Genomic DNA, 17,255 nt, shown 5'->3' on the forward strand with positions numbered 1-17,255 from the left:
TCAGGTCCCCCCGAGGTAGGCCTCGCGGACCTTCTCGTCGTCGCGGATCTCCTCGAAGGTGCCCGAGGCGATGTTGCGGCCGGCGTTCATCACGACGACGCGTTCACACAGCTCGCTTATCACTGACATATCGTGTTCGATGACGAGGATGGCCGTCCCGTTCGCGTTGATGCGGCGGATGTCGTCCATGATGTCGTCCATCAGCACGGGATTGACGCCCGCCGCAGGCTCGTCGAGCAGGATGAGATCCGGCTCGAGCATCAGCACGCGGGCGAGCTCGAGCAGCTTCTTCTGCCCGCCGCTGAGCTCGTCGGCGCGATTCTCCCGCACCTCCTCGAGCTGGAGCTCCTCGAGCAGCCGCTCGATGCGCGCCTCCTGTTCGGCCGGCCCACACGAGACGTTCGGCACGAGCAGGTTCTCGTAGACGGAGAGGCGGCCGAACGGCTTCGATATCTGGAACGTTCGCCCGATCCCGCGCTTCGAGACCGCGTCGGGCGAGGCGCCCGTGACGTCCTCCCCGTTGAGGGAGACCGTGCCCTCGTCCGGGTCCAGAAACCCGGTGATGAGGTTGAGCGTGGTCGTTTTGCCGGCCCCGTTCGGGCCGATCAGGCCGACGAGCTCGCCCTCCTCGATCGCCAGGTCGAGCCCGTCGACGGCGACGATGCCGCCGAACCGTTTCGTCACGTCGTCAACTGAGAGTACTGTCGTCATCTGTCACCTCCGATCGCCGTCGGGGGATACGCGTCCGCCCAGGGGATCGCGTCCTCGATCGCCGCGCCCGCGGCGACCACCTCGCGGTCGGCGAGCCGGTCGCCGACCACCTGCATGCCGATCGGGAGCCCGTCGTCGTCGAACCCGACCGGGATCGAGACGGCCGGGTGGCCGCTGAGGTTCAGCGGCCAGGTGAGCGTCCAGCCGTGCATCCGGTGGACGGACTCGCCGTCGACGGTCGGCTCCGTGACGTCGAGCCCGAACGCGGTCCGTCCGAGCGTCGGCGTCGCGAGGACGTCGACGTCCGCGAGCGACGCCGTGATCGCGTCGTACACCGCCGTCCGGCGGCGGCGTGCCGTCGCGAGCGTCGACGTATCGAGCTCGAGACCGGCCCGGATCCGCGAGCGGACCTCGGGCGTTATCGGCTCGTCGATCGTCAGCAGGTCGACGTCGGCGTCGCGCTTGAGGTTCTCGTACAGTCCGACGTATCGGGACTGGAGGACCCACTCGATCGCGTCGTGGCGCTCCTCCCAACTCCCCTCGAAGGGAACCTCGATCTCCTCGACCGTCGCGCCGGCCGCCGAAAGCTCCTCGAGGGCGGATTCGACCGCGCTCGAGACCGCGTCCGAGACGGCGAAGTCGCCGAAGTTCGGCGAGTAGCCGATCCGGAGGTCGGCGAGGTCGGGTGCCTCCCGGGCCGCCTCCTGATAGGACTCCGTCGGTTCGGGGAGCCCGTAGGGATCGCTCGCGTCGGGGCCCGCGATCGCCTCGAGCATCAGCGCCGCGTCCGAGACGGTGCGGGCGATCGGCCCGAAGAACGTGTACGGAAGGATCTCCTGAAACGCGTCCGAGCGAACCGGGCCAGCGGGAACGCGCCCGAAGTCCGGGAGGAGTCCGACCACGCCGCAGGCGCTCGAGGGAATTCGGATCGAGCCGGCCGCATCCGAGCCGAGCGCGAGCGGGGCCAGCCCGGCGGCGACCGCCGCCGCGCTGCCGCCCGAGGACCCGCCGGTCGTTCGGTTCGGGTCCCATGGGTTCCCCGAGGCGCCGAAGACGGGGTTGTCCGTCATCGTTTTCCGGCCGAACTCCGGCGTGTTCGTCTTCCCGAGGAGTATCGCTCCCGCCTCCCGGAGCCGGGAGACGACCACGTCGTCCTCCTCGGGGACGTGGTCGGCGAAGGCGGGCGAACCGAACGTGGTCCGCACGCCCGCGACGCGGTTCAGGTCCTTGATCGCGACCGGAACGCCGTGCAGCGGGCCGAGGTCGTCGCCGCGCTCGACGGCGCGTTCGGCTTCCGCGGCGGCCTCCCGGGCAGATTCCTCGCAGACTGTCACGTACGCGTTGATCTCGGGGTTCACCCGGTCGATGCGCTCGAGGAACGCGTCGACGACCGTGACCGGCGAGCGCTCCCCGCGGCGGATGTCCGCGGCGAGGGTCGTCGCGGGAGCGTAACAGACGTCGGTCACGTCGTCGCTCGAGACGGCCGTCGTGTCGTCACTCGAGGTCATATTTGAACGAGTAGCAGTATTTCTCGTATCCCAGGTCGAGGTAGAACCGGTGGGCGTCCTCGCGCCACAGGCCCGACTCGAGCTCGACGGCCGCACAGTCCTCCTCGGCCGCCCACTCGTGGACGTGCTCGAGCATCTCGGCGCCGTGGCCCTCCGACCGGTGGTCCTCGTCGACGACGAGGTCGTAGACGTACGCGTGCCGGCCGAGGTAGAGGTTCGTCGAGATCGTGACGCCGGCGACCGCCACCGGCTCCCCGCCGACGTAGCCGGCGAAGAGCCGGTAGCCCTCCTCGGCCATCGGCTCGTACAGCTCCTCGAACGCCTCGCGGTCGAGGTGGTCGCGGAGCTGTCGCAGGACGGGGAAGACGGCGTCACGCTCGTCCGCCGAGGTGACGCGCGTTATCCGCATCGCTCCCCGTTCGGCCGGCTCGATCCCGATCCGGCGCGGGTTCCGGCTCCGAATCCGTTCGGGCCGCGGTCAGCCTCCGTATCGTGTCCTGCCATCCGTGATCAGTAGACCGAGGTGTCGATCTCGGCGGTGGCGATCTCCGAGGGCCACACGAGGTTGAGCTCCTGGTCGATGACCTGGTAGCCGGGGGCGGGCTGGGTGTCGACGCTGCCCCAGGCGGCCTGGTGGTTATCCTGGTAGCTGATGTAGCCGGTGCCGCCCGGGATCGGGTCGTGTTCGAGGACCGTCGACTCCCACTCCTCGACGCTCGCCGACCGGAAGGCCTCGAGGCTCTCGAAGGACGACACGTACTCCGAGATGACCTTGATGTTCTGGTAGGACAGCGCCGCGCTGCCGGTCATGTCGAGGTCGGTGCGTTCGTTCCACGCCTCGAGGGCGCCCTGTTCCTCCAGCAGCGAGTCGACGCGGCCCGCGTTCAACATCGTGAACGCTCCGTCGGCGGCGCTGCCGGCGGTCTCGAGCGCGTCCCCGATCGTGAGCCCGTAGTTGTGGAAGAAGTGCGTCTCCTCGAAGCCGGCCTCGGCGAACTGTCGCGTGAGGTTGCCGGCGCCCGAGGAGGACGTCTGGACCGCCCAGACGACGTCGGGGTCGTTTGACTGGATCCGCGAGAGCAGCGACGTGAAGTCCGTCGCGTCGAGGCTGACCTCGTCCTCGGAGATGATCTCCCAGCCGATCTCGTCGAGCTCGGACCCCATCAGGTCCATGATCGTCAGCCCGTAGGAGGTGTCCTCGCCGATGAGGGCGATCGTCTGGTCCTCGTAGGGGAAATAGCCCGTTCCCTCCTCCTGGAACTGGTTGATCAGCTTGCGCCATCCCACCGCGTAGGCCTCCGACGGCGGCGTCGTCTTGAAGACGTTCCACAGCTCCTGCTCGTTGATCTTATCGACGATCGCGCTGGACACCGCCTCGTCGATGATCTGCGGGACGTCGTGTTGGGCGGTGACCTCGACGGTCGCGAGCGCAACGTCGCTGTGGAAGCCGCCGCCGATCACGTCGACGTTCTCCTGTTGGATCAGCCGGTTGACCGCGTTGCGCCCCGAGGAGGGCTGCGACTCCGAATCGCCGAAGACGAGCTCGATGTCCTGGCCGTGGACGCCGCCCGCCTCGTTGATCATGTCCCGTGACATCTCGGCGCCGATCCGCTTCTGTTCGCCGATGTTGGAGGTGGGCCCCGAGAACGGGTTGTAGAACCCGATCTTGAGCCCGTCGCCGCTTCCGCCGCCGTTGCCGTTGCCGCCGCCGTTACCGTTACCGCCGCCGTTTCCATTGCCGCCGCCGTTGCCGTTGCCGCCGCCGTTACCGTTACCGCCGCCGTTGCCGAGGCAGCCGGCCACGGAGGCGATCGCGATTCCGGCGCCGGTCGTCTTGAGGAAGGCTCGACGGCTGTCGCCGTTCGACTTCGTATTGTCATTCGGTCTCATATGTCTGATAACCACTCTCGTGGATGTTATGAGCACACTTAACCGTTCTGGAAGCGATTAGCGGATGTCGCATTAATACTGTAAAAATGGAACCCCGTTTTATCGTCCTCTTTTCGATTGAACCTCGTGTCATTTTTCGGGACGCTCCTCCGTCCCCGTATCCATCGTTCAGCTGCCGATCGCTCCCGCCGTCGGGATCCGCGACCATCGTCCGACCGAACCCGAACGCCTCGTTGTTTTAGATATCGTTGAATATATTCTGATTACTTTGGATAGTATCCCGATCTTATATCCGCCGTCGGATGAGAGTAAGAATTATACGATAGTGGTCAAATCCTTGAGTATGGCCGGACCACCGATCGAGGAGCTTCATTTCGACGACGCACCGTCAGTCGGGGACGTCCCCGGACCACGATCACGCGAACTGCTGGAGAAACAGCGCCAGATCGATTCGAGCGCGGTGGCGTATCCCGAGGACATTCCCGTCGCCTTCGAGGAGGGAAAGGGCGCGACCGTTCGCGATCCGGACGGCAACACCTACATCGACCTGTTCGCCGGCATCGGCGTGTTGAACGTGGGTCACTCGAACCCGTACGTGCTCGAGGCCGTCCACGAGCAGGCCGACAAGCTCGTTCACACGATCGACTTCCCGACCGAGGCACGCCTCGACCTCATCGAGCGGCTCAACGAGATCGCGCCGCCCGGGCTCAAGGACCAGAACCGCTTCGTCTTCGGCGGCCCGACCGGCTCCGACGCCATCGAGGCGGCGATCAAGCTGGCGAAGTACAACTCGGGCGGCGACGGGCTGATCTCGTTCCGGGGGGCCTATCACGGCACGTCCTCGGGGGCGATGAGCGTCACGGGCAATAAAAAGCTCAAGGAGCACTACACGCCGTTGCTCGCGGATGTAGTGCACGCGCCGTATCCGAATCCGTTGCACCAGGAGAAGCCGCCCCAGGAGGCGGTCGAGCACTCCCTCGAGGAGGTCAAAGCGATCCTCGAGGACCCGTACGGGGGATTGGCGAATCCGGCGGGGATCATCGTCGAGCCGATCCAGGGCGAGGGCGGGATCGTCGCGCCGCCGGAGGGCTTTTTACAGGGCCTGCGGGATCTGGCGACGGACAACGACGTGCCGCTGGTGTTCGACGAGATCCAGTCGGGGTTCGGCCGGACTGGGGAGTGGTGGGCAAGCGAGTGGTACGACGTGACGCCGGACGCGATGACGACCGCGAAGGCGCTGGGCGGCGTGGGATTCCCGCTGTCGGGATTGATGTACCACGAGGACCTGGACACGTGGGGGTCGGGCGACCACGCGGGCACGTACCGCGGCCACGTGGTGGCGATGCGGGCGGGCGTCCGCGCGATCGAGTACATCCAGGCCCACGACCTGCTGGCACACGCCCGCGAGCTGGGCGAGACGATCCGCGGCCGGTTTGCCGAGATCGCCGACTCGAACGACGCGATCGCCGAGATCCGCGGCAAGGGCCTGTTCATCGGCGTCGAGTTCACCGACGACGAGGGCAACCCGGCCGACGAGACGGTCGACGCGATCCAGACCGACTGCTTCGAACACGGCGTCCTGGTCTGGAAGGCCGGCCCCCACGGCAACGTGTTGCGGCTCGTGCCGCCGCTGGTGTTGACCGAGGAGCTGGCCGACACGGCGATGACGATCGTCGCCGACGCCATCGACCGACAGACCGACTAGTCCCGGTAGCTCAGGCCCGGCGACGCTGACGCTGCCGTTCGTTCCATTTATAAACGGAACCGAGGGACCACCGGTCGATCCACCGTGTGGCACCGTCACACCGCCGACCGGCGACCGACGTTTTTAAGCGAATCCGTCCGGAAGGAACGACAACTCGCTGGGACGGACCTCCAGCGGGCACCCGCCGCCCGGCCGACGCCGGTCGGGGACGGGACGAGATGTGGTTCCGCGGCGTCGTCGCGGGACTGAATCGCAAGCGTCCGTGGACAACCCATGGCACGAAGCTTCTACTCGCACATCAAGGACGCCTGGCAGTCCCCCAAGGAGGGGAAACTCGCCGAGCTCCAGTGGCAGCGCAAGCAGGAATGGCGCGAACAGGGCGCGATCGAGCGGATCGAGCGCCCCACCCGCCTCGACAAGGCCCGCGAACTCGGCTACAAGGCCAAGCAGGGCGTCGTCGTCGCCCGCGTGAGCGTCCGCAAGGGCGGCTCGCGCAAGCAGCGCTTCACGGCCGGTCGGCGGTCGAAGCGCCAGGGTGTCAACCGACTCTCCCGCCGGAAGTCGATCCAGCGGATCGCCGAGGAGCGCGCCTCGCGGAAGTTCCGCAACCTGCGCGTGCTCAACTCCTACTGGGTCGGCGAGGACGGCTCCCAGAAGTGGCACGAGGTGATCCTGGTGGACCCGAACCACCCCGCGATCGAGAACGACGACGACCTGAGCTGGATCTGCGAGGACCAGCACCGGGGTCGCGCGTTCCGCGGACTCACCTCCGCCGGCACCAAGGGCCGCGGCCAGCGCACGCGCGGCAAGGGCACCGAACACACGCGACCGTCGATCGGCGGCGACCGGCGCCGCGGCAAGTAATCGACGTCGCCGATCGATTCGCCGTCGGCGACGCGTTCGGCCGTTTTTTAGCGACTCGTCACGTCCGGCAGCCACCGCGCCGACGCCCCGGACGGTCGCGTGCCGGTCGCGTTCGGATCGCCCCCGTAGCCTTATGCCCGTCACCGGCCAACGTCGGGTATGAGCCTCTCGCTGGACGCCACGCAGCTGGACCGCTACTCCAGACACATCATTCTGGACGAGGTCGGCCCCGAGGGCCAGGGTCGGCTGCTCGAGAGCGACGCGCTCGTGATCGGCGCGGGCGGGCTCGGCGCGCCGGTCATCCAGTACCTCGCCGCGGCGGGCGTGGGGACGATCGGGATCGTCGACGACGACGTGGTCGAGCGGTCGAACCTCCAGCGGCAGGTCATCCACGCCGACGCCGACGTCGGCGAGCCGAAGGTCGAGTCCGCCCGTCGGTACGTCGAGGCGCTCAACCCGGACGTCGACGTCGAGACCCACGAGAGCCGCCTCGACGCGCCCAACGCGCGCGAGCTGCTGGCCGGCCGCGACGTGGTCGTCGACTGCTCGGACAACTTCCGAACGCGCTATCTCGTCAACGACGCCGCCCGGCTGGAGTCGGTTCCGGTCGCCCACGGCGCGATCTACAAGTTCGAGGGCCAGGCCACGACGCTGCTCCCCGAGGGCCCGTGCTACCGGTGTCTGTTCCCGGAGGCGCCGGAGCCGGGAACCGTCCCCGACTGTGCCTCCACGGGCGTTCTCGGCGTCCTGCCCGGTACGGTCGGCTGTATTCAGGCGACGGAGGCGGTCAAGGTCCTGCTCGACTCGGGCGATCCGCTGGCGGGGCGAATGCTGTTCTACGACGCGATGGAGATGACCTTCGAGACGGTCGAGTACGCGCGAAACCCCGACTGTCCGGTCTGTGGCGACGACGCCATCGAGACGATGGAGGGGATCGATTACTCCGGCGGCTTCGCGATCCAGGCTGACTAGCGGCGGCGGTTCCCGCCGTCTTCCTCCATTCCCGCTGACTGCCGTCGCCTCCACCAGCCGCTGCCGCTCCCGCCGTCTCCCCCTGCTTCCGAACACGGCCGCCCGACGCGGATCGAACCGGTTTAGGCGGGGCCGGTCGTGGCTACGGTAATGCTCACGCTCGGAACGGCGAGCGCGGCCCCGGGTGAGACCGCGACGGGGCGGCTCGAGGTCGGCGAGGCGCGCGACGGCTCGCCCGTCCGACTGCCGGTGGCGGTCATCAACGGCGCCGACGACGGCAAGACGCTGTATATGCAGGCCGTCAGCGACGGGGACGAGCTCAACGGCCTCGGCGTCGTCAACCGCGTCGTGCCCCGGATCGACCCGGCGGCCCTCTCGGGGGCGGTCCTCGTCGTGGGGATCGTCAACTACTACGGCTTCCAGGCCGCCGAACACCGGAACCCCATCGACGACACGAAGACGAACCGCGCGTACCCGGGGAGCGCGACCGGGACGACCTCCGAACGGATCGCCCACGCCACCTTCGACGCCGCCACGCGCGCCGACCTGATCCTCGACCTCCATCAGGGGTCGACGAGCCGGATGATCGACGAGGTCCGCGTCCGGTGTGGCCCCAGGCACCGCCTGCACGGCGACTGCCTCCGGCTCGCGAAGGTCTTCGGCTGCGGCTACGTCCTCGACCAGAAGGGCCCGGACGGACAGCTCGCCCGGATCGCACCCAACAAGGGGATCCCGACGGTCGATCCCGAGCTCGGGGGCTGCGTCGGCTGGGACGAGGAATCGATCCGGAAGGGCGTCGAGGGCGTCTTCAACGTCCTCGGCTACTACGGCTTCCTCGACCGGGAGGTATCGGTCGCCAATCAGACCCGGGCCCGCGGCTTCGAGCAGTACCGCTCGCCCGCCGGGGGGCTGGTTCGCTTCGAGCGCGAGCTCGGCGAGCGCGTCGAGGCCGGCGACGCCCTCTTCGAGGTGACCGGCGTCTTCGGCGACCGGCGGGCCCGCGTGACCGCCGACAGCGACGGGATCTTCTGGCGGTCGCGCCGGCTCCCGCAGGTCGCGGCCGGCGAATACGTCTGCTCGGTCGGCACGAACCTCGCGACGTACTGATCGGTTCCGACGTCCTGCCGTCCCGCGTATCCGGTTCGTCCCGCAGTCAATCGGCTGTTCACTGCTCGGGGTGAACCGGCGCGTCGAAGCCGCCGCGGACCAGCGGCTTGGCGACGTGGCGACGCGCGCACGGCGGCACCTCGTACCAGCCCGGCTCGAGGTCCCGGTCGATCCGCCGAGTCTCCTTCCCGGAAGCGGCGGTCCCGCAGTCCCGACACCGGTAGCCCTGCCCGCGGCCCGCCGAGGACATCGAGCGGCCGCAGTCGGGACACGTCGGGGTGACGCGTTCGGTTCGGACGAGCTCCCGTACCGCGAACTTCTCGAGCTTGATCGTCCGCTCCGGCGCGGTCGCATCCGCCTCCCGGCCGGTCGCCACCTCCCCACAGACGGTGATCCGGTCGCCGGGTCGGAGGGCGCGGACGCGGTCCCGGAACCGCTCGGTCGGGGCGAAGGCGGCCGCCAGCAGGCGGTCACGGGCGTCATCCGCTTCCGCTTCGGTTTCCGCTTCCGTTTTCGCTCCCGTTTTCGCTCCCGCGCTCGTTCCCGGCGCGGCGAGCTCGAGGAAGACGTGGCCGCCGCGTCGCGTTTCGGGCGCGGTCGCGACCACGCAGTCCACTCGATAGCCGGCACCCGTACGGAGCGACCCGATCTCGCCCGTTCGGAGGTGGGCGTCGGTTCCCTGGTTCGTCAGGAACGTCGCCGCCCGGTCGACCGGCTCCGAGTCGATCCGCTCCGCCACCGCCCGGCACGCGTCGGGGTCGTCGCCGCGGATCCCGTAGAGGATCGGGCCGGGCGCGTTCGGGACGCAGACGGCCGCGTCGGTGCCGCGATCGACGGTGTCCCAGACGGTCGGATAGCCGGCGTCGGCGGCGGTGAACACGGAGTCGTGGTCGACCGACCGCGGGGTGCCACAGCGGTCGAACTCGCGATAGACGATGTGCTCGTGGGTCCACTCCTCGAAGGCGGCGGCCGCGCCGACGGCCGCCAGCGCGCCGATCCGGCCGCGCCCCTCGACCGGGCAGCCCTCGGCGGCGAAGCCGGCGTGGTGAAGGTCGTACTCGTCGATCAGCGAGATCGCGTCCGACAGGTCGTAGCGACGCCGTAACGCGCCGCGAGCGAACTCGGCGATCGGCTCCGGGATGGCATTCGCTTCGTCCGTCGCCCCCGGGACGGCGTCGGCTTCGGCTGCCGGGTCCGGACCGGCATCCGCCCCGACGTCCGGCGATACGTCGGCGACGACGACGCCGGGGGAGGTCCGCGGATCCTCGCCGATCGACCACTCCCGGATCGCGGCGGTGGCGATCTCGAGCGCCCGGTCCGGGTCGAGGTCGGTGTGAAGCGCGAGTGCGGCGTTGCCGCGGGTCTTGTGTTTCACGGCCGGGTTGAGCCGGACCAGCAACCGCCGGTGAACCCTCGCGTCCGTCGCCTCGATCCGCTCGGCGACGCGGGTCGCGAGATAGGTCGTGCACATCCCCCGGGACCGGGAGTCGGTGTCGTCGAGGCCGACGATGGTCACGGTCGCCGTTCGCCCCGGACGAATAAGCCGGTTTCGCGGCCGGAGTGATATTTAAACCGCGTCGCCGAATCGCCCGAAAACCACCGGATGGCGGCGTCCCCGTCGTCGGTCCGCCGGCACAACGTATTTACGTGGTGAGGGGTTACTCACGGATATGTCACGGGCAGCCTTGATCGGCAACCTCACGGCGATGCTGGAGGACGCCTCGTTCCTCGTCAGCGATCGCTGTGCGGTCCGCCCGAAGAGCTTCGACCTCGCGGCCCGGCGCGGCGAGGACCTGTTGCTCTTGAAGATCCTGGGGAACATCGACGCGCTCGACGCGGAGACGGGCGCGGAGATGCGCCGGCTCGGGGAGTACCTCGACGCCACCCCGATGGTGATCGGAATGCGGACGCGCGACGAGGACCTCAAGCCCGGCGTCGTCTACTTCCGACACGGCGTGCCGGTGCTCAACCCTGACACGGCCTACGACCTCTTCGTCGAGGAGGTTCCCCCGCTCATCTACGCGGCACCGGGCGGCCTCTACGTCAGCCTCGACGGCGACCTGCTGGCCGACGAGCGCGAGGAGCGCGGCTGGTCGCTCGGGCGGCTCGCCACGGAACTGGGCGTCTCCCGCCGGACCGTCTCGAAGTACGAGGACGGGATGAACGCCTCCGTCGAGGTCGCGATCCAGCTCGAGGAGCTGTTCGACCAACCGTTCTCGAGCCCCGTCGAAGTGCTGGAGGGTGCCGAGGACGTTCGCGAGGCCGACCCGACGCCCTCCCCGCCGGACGCCGACCCCGACGACGAGCACGTTCTGCACGTGCTCACCGCGGCCGGCTTCACCGTCCATCCGACCTCGCGGGCGCCGTTCAAGGCGGTCTCGGAGTCCGATGACGACCGCTCGGAGATGCGCGTGCTCACCGGCCACTCGCCGTTCACCGAGGCGGCCGAGAAGCGCGCCCGCATCATGTCCTCCATCGGGACGGTCGCGCAAACGCGGTCCGTCTACTTCACCGAGAACCGCCGGAAGCGCGAGCGGGTCGACGGCACCGGCCTCGTCTCCTGTGAGGAGCTCGCGGAGATGGACGACCCCGACGCGATCCGCGAGCTGATCGAGGAGCGCGCCGAGAAGCCGGCCGAGGCCTGAGGCGCTCGCGTCGCGACCTCCGTTCCCGTTTTTCCGTTCGGTCCCGTTTCCTTCCGTTCCCGTCCCGACCGTGGTCCCGCCCCGTCACCCACCGGAAGACGCGTCCCGATCAGGCCGCCGCGCCGTACGTTTTCTCGAGATACTCGACGATGTCGTCGCTCTCCGGCATCCCCTCGACGCCGTGGTCCTCGTCGACGAGCACGGGCACGCCGGTCTGTCCGCTCACCGCCTCGACCTCGTCGCGCTCGGCGTGCGACTGCGGCACCATCCGCGACTCGTACTCCAAGTCGAGCTCGGCGAGCTTCTCCTTGACCTTCGCGCAGTACGGACACCCTTCGAGTTCGTAGAGGATGATGTTCGACATCGACGGGGAATACGTCCGCCAGCAAATTAAGGCCGTGGTGTGTGGTTCCGCAGGTCCACAGGCGCGAGCCGAGAGGAGCACGCCGCTTGCCCGGGCCGAGAGCCGATGCTCGTCCGAAAATCTAGAGGATCACGCCGCTCGTCTGGAGGACGTAGTAGGCGGCCACCAGGACGGCGAGGACGTACTGTCCGGCCGAGACGTCGCCGGGCTCGCCGACGGCGATCTTGATGATCGGGTAGGCGACGATGCCGGCGGCCAGCCCGTCGGCGATCGAGTAGGCGAACGGCATCACGGTGACGGTGAGTCCCGCGGAGACGGCCCACGCGGGGTCGTCCCAGTCGACCTCGGTGAGCCCCTGCAGCATCATCACGCCGACGACGACCAGCGCGATGAAGGAGGCGTATCCGGGGATCGCGGCGACGACGGGGATCACCACGAGTGACGCGAGGAAACAGAGCGCGACGACCAGCGCGGTGAGTCCCGTCCGACCGCCCTCCTCGACGCCCGTGGAGGACTCGATGTAGGTCGTCACCGTCGAGGTGCCGACCATCGCGCCGACCGTGGTCCCGACCGCGTCGGCCATCAGCGGCTTGTCCATCTCGGGGAGGTCGCCGTCCTCGTCGAGGAAGTCGCCGTACTGCGAGACGCCGATCAGCGTGCCGGCGGTGTCGAAGAAGTCGACGAAGAAGAAGGTGAACACGACCAACACGAAGGTGAGCGGTTCGATCTCGGCGAACCCGTCCACGAACGCGCCCGCAAGCGGCGTGATGTCGTACTGCGCCGCGGGCAGGGTCTCGGGCGTGATGACGCCGCGTTCGAAGACGCCCGCGAGCGTCAGCCCCCAGCCGACCAGCGACGTCGCGAGGATCCCGAGGACGATCGAGCCGGTGATCCCGCGGGCCCACAGGGCGAAGGTGAGAACGAGCCCGAGGACGCCGAGGATCGCCCACGGGTTCCCGAAGACGCCGCCGAGGGTGACGAGCGTCGACTCGTCGGGGATGACGATCTGCAGCTCCTGGAGCCCGATGAACAGCAGGAACAGCCCGATGCCGGCGCCGACCGCACGCTTGACCGGCTCCGGGAAGAGTTGGATCACGTACTTGCGCGCGCCGACGAGCGTCAGCAGTATGAAGAGGATCCCCTCGACGAACACCGCCGCGAGCGCCGTCTGCCACGGGATGCCGAGCCCGAGGACGACCGAGAACGCGAAGAACGCGTTGAGCCCCATCCCGGGCGCGAGGCCGAACGGCCGGTTGGCGTACAGCGCCATCACCAGCGTCGCGGCCGCGGAAGCGAGGACCGTCGCGATCGCGATCATCTGGACGACCTCGAAGAACTCGTACCCGGGTATCCGGATCGCCTCCGCCAGAATGAACGGGTTGACGACGATGATGTACGACATCGCGAGGAATGTGGTGATCCCCGCGATCAGCTCCGTCCTGACGTCGGAGCCGCGTGCCCCGACGTCGAACCGGTCGGCGAGCGTTTCCGTGAATCCCATTGGATGATTGTGCGTCTCTCGCGGTTGGTTTATAAGTATTGCTGATGCCGCTGATCACGGATGTGGATATGCCGACGGCATCGGCGCTGTAGCACGCTCGGGCGGCGTCGGCTACTCGATCGTCTCCAGTGCGCCCACCGGCGCGTCGGTGATCTCGCGGGCCCGGTCGAGCCCCTCCTCGCCGACCGCGATGAGCGCGAAGACGCCGGTGACCTCGGCGTCGGCCTGGAGCGCGATGTCCAGCAGCAGCTCCTGGGTCTCGCCCGACCGGATGAGGTCGTCGACGATGAGGACGGTCTCCCCGGCGTCGATCGCGTTGGCCGGCAGGTAGTAGGTCAGCTCGATGCCGGACGCGAGCCGCTGGCGGGACTCGATGAACTCCTCGACGGCGGTCTCCTTCGACTTCTTGGCGTACGCGAGCCGGGCGTCGAAGAAGGAGGCCATCGCCGCGCCGAGGGTGATCCCGTCCGTCGCGGCCGTCAGGACGACGTCCGGCGTCTCGAAGGCGAACGACTCGGCGGCCACCGGCGCGACCAGGTCCAGGAACGACTGGTCGAAGACGACCGCCGAGTTGTCGACGTAGCCCTCCTCGTCGAAGGCGATCCGCGACCGCAGCTCGTCCGCGAGGGCGTCGCGGCCGACGCCGTTGACGATCTCGCGGGCGCGGTCGGGGCCCGGGAGGACGTGTCCGTTGACGTAGCGATTCAGGTCCCCCGCCGGCAGGCCGGTCGTTTCGGCCAGCTCGTCGTAGGTCCGGGGCCGTTTCAACATCCGGAGCACGGCGACCGCCTGCAGCTGGAGGGCTGCCTTCTCAGCACGGTTCATAATCCCGATCGTAAATGCGTATGTATGAATATATCGATATTAAAAATCGAGAAGATATCCACGAACGTGGCACATCCGACGGCGGAGGCGTCCTCCGCGGGCCCGCCTACCGCTCGCGAACGACCACGAACTCGGCGAGGTCGCGGAGGTACTGCATCGCCTCGGTGTCGGGCAGGTCGGTCGCCTCCAGCGCCTCGAGGGCGGCGTCGGATTGCGCGCGCGCCTCCTGGGTCGCCTCCGCGGGGGTGAGGCGGGTGACCTGCACCACCGACGGGCGGTCCATCTCGGCGTCCTGGCCGGTCGGCTTGCCCAGCGAGTCGGCGTCGGCCGTGGTGTCGAGGACGTCGTCGCGCATCTGGAACGCGACGCCGACGCGCTCGGCGTACTCCCCGAACGACTCGACGACGAAGGGGTCGGCCTCGGCGGCGACGGCACCCAGTTCGGCCGCCGCACGGAACAGCGCGCCGGTCTTGCGGCGCGCGAGCGTCTTGTACTCGGCCTCGTCGGTCGGGCGGTCGACGAGCTCCGTGGCCTCCCCCTCGCCGAGCTCGACCATCGCCTCGGCGACGATCCCCATCGCCCGTTCGTTCGACGAAAAGAGCGCGAACGCCTCGCCGAGCAGGCCGTCGGAGGCGACGATCGCCGGGCCGTAGCCGTATTCGGCCCACGCCGAGGGCGTCCCGCGCCTGACGTCCGAACGGTCGATGATGTCGTCGATGACCAGCGAGGCGTTGTGCACGAGTTCGATCCCGGCGGCGAAGTCGACCGCGGCGTCGGGGTCGCCGCCGACGGCCTCGCAGGCGAGGATCGTCACCGCCGGCCGCACCCGCTTGCCGCCCGCGAGAACGACGTGTTCGAGTTCGTCGGCGAGCTCCGGGGGATCGACCGCCGCGAGGACCTCCTCGATCCGCTCGTCGACGAGCGTGACCCGCCGTTCCAGGTACTCCATCGACTATATAAATGCTCCCCCGGCGCAAAGGTGTGACGGTCCGGGCCGTGACCCGCCCGTTCGAGAGCGGTTCCCCCCGTCCACGTGCGGTTCCCGTCGGTTCATCGTTTGCCCGCTCCGTTGGTTCATCGTCCGGCCGTCCGGCCGCCCGATCACGGCTCGAACTCGTAGAGGTCGTCGCCGACGTGGTGGACCGACTCGACGACCTTCCCCTCCTCGCCGACCATCTCCTCGCCGTCGACGAGCGCGCGCCCGATCGCGAGCACCTTCCCGTGCGTCTCCTCGGCGATCGCGACCAGGTCGCCGGTCTCGATGTCGGGATCGGCCTCGACGATCCCCGGCCGCATCACGTCCGCTCCGTTGGAGACGAACGAGATCGCGCCCGCGTCGACGGTGACGACCCCGGAGTCGGGGTCGGTCTCGTTGGCGCCGCGAACCGTCACGAACGGCTCCTCGTCGGCGTAGAACACCAGCGGCTCCCCGTCGACGAGCACGAGGTCGAACGCGGAGTCGGTCAGCTCGACGAGCTCGAAGGCGTCCCCGTCGATCTCGACGCCGAGCCCGTCGGCCAGGGCCGTCCGGATCTCGTCGATGGCGTCGCTTCGGAGGTGGTGGCGGGATTTCACCTGCATACCCTCGGGTGCGGCGGGCACGCGCATAAATCGTCCCCATTTGGAACCGGTGATCCGATCCCAGTTCGGAACCGGCGATCCGATCCCAGTTCGGAACCGGTGACCCGCCCCCGTCCGAGATCGGCGATCCGATCCACCCCGTGCTACTGACCCCGACACGCCTTTCTACCCGACACGCGTTGTGTCGCGTATGTCACCGGATGCGCAGTCGGAGTCGGACGACGAGGAGGGACCCGTTCGGGTCACGGAGGAGTTGGCCCGGCACATGGCGAACAAACGCGAGGAGCTCTTCGAGGAGTTCGGGATCCCCGACGAGTTCCCCGAGGAGGTCATCGCGGAGGCCGAAGCCCGCACGGAGGACGTCGAGTCGGAGATCCAGGCGGAGATCGACGGACGTGAGGACCTCCGGGACCTGACGACCTGGACGACCGACCCGGTCGACGCGCAGGACTTCGACGACGCCATCTCGATCCGACGCGAGGAGGACGCCTACCGGCTGTGGGTCCACATCGCCGACGTCACCCACTACGTGACCCCCGAGACCTCGATGTGGGAGGAGGCCGTCAAGCGGTGTAACACGGTCTATCTCCCCGGCTACACCGTCCATATGCTGCCGCCGATCCTGGCGGAGACGGTCTGTTCGCTCGTCCCCCAGGAGGACCGGCTCGCCCACACCGTCGAGATGGAGATCGACGACGAGACGCTCTCCTTCGAGGACGTCGACATCTACAAGTCCGTCATCAACTCCGACGAGCGGCTCACCTACACGGAGTGTGAGAACCGCCTCGAGGACGAGGACGCGCCCCTGCACGACGAGAACGTGCTCGCGTTCGAGCTGGCCGACCGGATGCACGAACAGCGCAAGGCGGACGGCTCGCTCGTGTTGAATCCCCGCCGTGACCGCGCGCATACCATCATCGAGGAGTCGATGCTCAAGGCGAACAAGGCCGTCACGCACACGCTGATGTGGGACCGCGGCGTCGAGGCGATGTACCGGGTCCACCCGCAGCCGACCCCCGACCAGTGGAACGACGCGCTGCGGGAGATCCAGGAGCTCGACTCCGTGTCGATCCCCGGCTCGTCGTGGGACGACCCGCGAAAGGCCGTCAACGCCGCCCTCGAGCAGTCGCCCGACCGCCAGCTCAACAAGATCCAGCGGGCCGTCCTCAAGGTGATGCCGCGCGCCAAGTACATGAACGACCCCTTCGGCGGCCACCACGCGCTCAACTTCGACATCTACGGCCACTTCACCTCCCCGATCCGGCGGCTCTCCGACCTGATCAACCACTGGATCGTCCACACGAACGACGTCCCGGAGACCCTGATCAAGCTCTGTGACCGCGCCTCCGATAAACAGAAGGACGGCGAGACCGCCGAGCGGCTCTATAAGCAGTTCCTCCAGGAGGTCGGCGTCGACCCCTACGCGGTCAACAACCGCGGCGTGGAGGTCGTCGAGGACCCCGACGAGGCGGACTACGGCGTCTGACTGCGCGGATCGAAGCGATAGTCGTCGATCCGCGCCGATCGTCCCGAACCTCGCGCGGTGACCCAACCGTTAAGACGACCGACGGGGGATGGATCC

Annotated in this window: 16 protein-coding genes; 6 read left to right on the plus strand and 10 right to left on the minus strand. The window is 68.4% G+C overall.

Translation table 11 applies throughout. The features are described 5' to 3' along the window. From BLV25_RS04975 to BLV25_RS04990, 4 genes are all read right to left on the minus strand, one after another. Positions 1–711, minus strand: coding sequence for an ABC transporter ATP-binding protein (locus BLV25_RS04975; RefSeq protein ID WP_092731170.1), 711 nt, complete (start codon positions 709–711; stop codon positions 1–3). Beyond that, positions 708–2,219 (minus strand): amidase, encoded by a 1,512-nt coding sequence (locus BLV25_RS04980; RefSeq protein ID WP_092731172.1) that lies wholly within the window; start codon positions 2,217–2,219, stop codon positions 708–710. Before BLV25_RS04980 ends, BLV25_RS04975 begins: the two co-directional genes overlap by 4 nt. Next, on the minus strand, positions 2,206–2,628 hold the full coding sequence (locus BLV25_RS04985) for a GNAT family N-acetyltransferase (protein WP_092731174.1): 423 nt from the start codon (positions 2,626–2,628) through the stop codon (positions 2,206–2,208). The genes BLV25_RS04980 and BLV25_RS04985 overlap by 14 nt, the downstream gene beginning before the upstream one ends. 101 nt (positions 2,629–2,729) lie before the next feature. Further along, positions 2,730–4,109 carry a substrate-binding domain-containing protein gene (locus tag BLV25_RS04990; RefSeq protein ID WP_092731176.1) on the minus strand — a complete coding sequence of 460 codons (1,380 nt, stop codon included), beginning with the start codon at positions 4,107–4,109 and terminating at the stop codon, positions 2,730–2,732. A 343-nt stretch (positions 4,110–4,452) separates the two neighbouring features. On the opposite strand from BLV25_RS04990, the gene BLV25_RS04995 reads away from it, so the two are divergent. The 4 genes from BLV25_RS04995 (at position 4,453) to BLV25_RS05010 (ending at position 8,757) form a co-directional block, all read left to right on the plus strand. Continuing rightward, entirely contained in the window at positions 4,453–5,814 is a 1,362-nt protein-coding gene (locus BLV25_RS04995; RefSeq protein ID WP_092731178.1) for an aspartate aminotransferase family protein, read from the plus strand. Between the two features lie 273 nt (positions 5,815–6,087). Further along, positions 6,088–6,678, plus strand: a complete 591-nt coding sequence (locus tag BLV25_RS05000) for a 50S ribosomal protein L15e (protein ID WP_021073557.1) — start codon at positions 6,088–6,090, stop codon at positions 6,676–6,678. Between the two features lie 159 nt (positions 6,679–6,837). Next, entirely contained in the window at positions 6,838–7,650 is an 813-nt protein-coding gene (gene ubaA / locus BLV25_RS05005) for an SAMP-activating enzyme E1 (protein WP_092731180.1), read from the plus strand. A gap of 150 nt (positions 7,651–7,800) precedes the next feature. Next, a complete protein-coding gene (locus BLV25_RS05010) occupies positions 7,801–8,757 on the plus strand; it encodes a succinylglutamate desuccinylase/aspartoacylase family protein (protein WP_021073559.1) in 957 nt (318 codons plus the stop codon). Between the two features lie 58 nt (positions 8,758–8,815). Here the strand turns inward: BLV25_RS05010 and BLV25_RS05015 are convergent, their stop codons facing one another. Next, entirely contained in the window at positions 8,816–10,273 is a 1,458-nt protein-coding gene (locus tag BLV25_RS05015) for a tRNA(Ile)(2)-agmatinylcytidine synthase (protein ID WP_092731182.1), read from the minus strand. 154 nt (positions 10,274–10,427) lie between these two features. On the opposite strand from BLV25_RS05015, the gene BLV25_RS05020 reads away from it, so the two are divergent. Continuing rightward, positions 10,428–11,402 carry a transcriptional regulator gene (locus tag BLV25_RS05020; protein ID WP_021073561.1) on the plus strand — a complete coding sequence of 325 codons (975 nt, stop codon included), beginning with the start codon at positions 10,428–10,430 and terminating at the stop codon, positions 11,400–11,402. Between the two features lie 109 nt (positions 11,403–11,511). Here the strand turns inward: BLV25_RS05020 and BLV25_RS05025 are convergent, their stop codons facing one another. The 5 genes from BLV25_RS05025 to BLV25_RS05045 all read right to left on the minus strand — a co-directional run bounded on the left by BLV25_RS05025 (position 11,512) and on the right by BLV25_RS05045 (position 15,673). Then, positions 11,512–11,766, minus strand: a complete 255-nt coding sequence (locus BLV25_RS05025; protein ID WP_021073562.1) for a glutathione S-transferase N-terminal domain-containing protein — start codon at positions 11,764–11,766, stop codon at positions 11,512–11,514. Positions 11,767–11,887: 121 nt separating this feature from the next. After that, on the minus strand, positions 11,888–13,267 hold the full coding sequence (locus tag BLV25_RS05030) for an NCS2 family permease (RefSeq protein ID WP_092731184.1): 1,380 nt from the start codon (positions 13,265–13,267) through the stop codon (positions 11,888–11,890). Between the two features lie 111 nt (positions 13,268–13,378). Continuing rightward, on the minus strand, positions 13,379–14,092 hold the full coding sequence (locus BLV25_RS05035; RefSeq protein ID WP_021073564.1) for a phosphoribosyltransferase family protein: 714 nt from the start codon (positions 14,090–14,092) through the stop codon (positions 13,379–13,381). Between the two features lie 106 nt (positions 14,093–14,198). Then, a complete protein-coding gene (locus BLV25_RS05040; protein WP_021073565.1) occupies positions 14,199–15,041 on the minus strand; it encodes a polyprenyl synthetase family protein in 843 nt (280 codons plus the stop codon). 152 nt (positions 15,042–15,193) lie between these two features. Beyond that, positions 15,194–15,673 carry an RNA-binding protein gene (locus BLV25_RS05045; RefSeq protein ID WP_092731186.1) on the minus strand — a complete coding sequence of 160 codons (480 nt, stop codon included), beginning with the start codon at positions 15,671–15,673 and terminating at the stop codon, positions 15,194–15,196. Positions 15,674–15,863: 190 nt separating this feature from the next. On the opposite strand from BLV25_RS05045, the gene BLV25_RS05050 reads away from it, so the two are divergent. Continuing rightward, entirely contained in the window at positions 15,864–17,159 is a 1,296-nt protein-coding gene (locus BLV25_RS05050) for an RNB domain-containing ribonuclease (protein WP_021073567.1), read from the plus strand. Positions 17,160–17,255 lie beyond the last annotated feature (96 nt).

It is taken from the genome of Halopenitus persicus (assembly GCF_900107205.1).
GTDB lineage: Archaea > Halobacteriota > Halobacteria > Halobacteriales > Haloferacaceae > Halopenitus > Halopenitus persicus.

Bases quoted from the DNA above. Each gene is read 5' to 3' on its own strand.
- BLV25_RS04995 (WP_092731178.1), top strand. From the start codon at position 4,453: ATGGCCGGACCACCGATCGAGGAGCTTCATTTCGACGACGCACCGTCA.
- BLV25_RS05000 (WP_021073557.1), top strand. From the start codon at position 6,088: ATGGCACGAAGCTTCTACTCGCACATCAAGGACGCCTGGCAGTCCCCC.
- BLV25_RS05050 (WP_021073567.1), top strand. From the start codon at position 15,864: ATGTCACCGGATGCGCAGTCGGAGTCGGACGACGAGGAGGGACCCGTT.
- BLV25_RS05010 (WP_021073559.1), top strand. From the start codon at position 7,801: ATGCTCACGCTCGGAACGGCGAGCGCGGCCCCGGGTGAGACCGCGACG.
- BLV25_RS05030 (WP_092731184.1), bottom strand. From the start codon at position 13,267: ATGGGATTCACGGAAACGCTCGCCGACCGGTTCGACGTCGGGGCACGC.
- BLV25_RS05025 (WP_021073562.1), bottom strand. From the start codon at position 11,766: ATGTCGAACATCATCCTCTACGAACTCGAAGGGTGTCCGTACTGCGCG.
- BLV25_RS04990 (WP_092731176.1), bottom strand. From the start codon at position 4,109: ATGAGACCGAATGACAATACGAAGTCGAACGGCGACAGCCGTCGAGCC.
- BLV25_RS04980 (WP_092731172.1), bottom strand. From the start codon at position 2,219: ATGACCTCGAGTGACGACACGACGGCCGTCTCGAGCGACGACGTGACC.
- BLV25_RS05045 (WP_092731186.1), bottom strand. From the start codon at position 15,673: ATGCAGGTGAAATCCCGCCACCACCTCCGAAGCGACGCCATCGACGAG.
- BLV25_RS05035 (WP_021073564.1), bottom strand. From the start codon at position 14,092: ATGAACCGTGCTGAGAAGGCAGCCCTCCAGCTGCAGGCGGTCGCCGTG.
- BLV25_RS04975 (WP_092731170.1), bottom strand. From the start codon at position 711: ATGACGACAGTACTCTCAGTTGACGACGTGACGAAACGGTTCGGCGGC.
- BLV25_RS04985 (WP_092731174.1), bottom strand. From the start codon at position 2,628: ATGCGGATAACGCGCGTCACCTCGGCGGACGAGCGTGACGCCGTCTTC.
- ubaA (WP_092731180.1), top strand. From the start codon at position 6,838: ATGAGCCTCTCGCTGGACGCCACGCAGCTGGACCGCTACTCCAGACAC.
- BLV25_RS05020 (WP_021073561.1), top strand. From the start codon at position 10,428: ATGTCACGGGCAGCCTTGATCGGCAACCTCACGGCGATGCTGGAGGAC.
- BLV25_RS05040 (WP_021073565.1), bottom strand. From the start codon at position 15,041: ATGGAGTACCTGGAACGGCGGGTCACGCTCGTCGACGAGCGGATCGAG.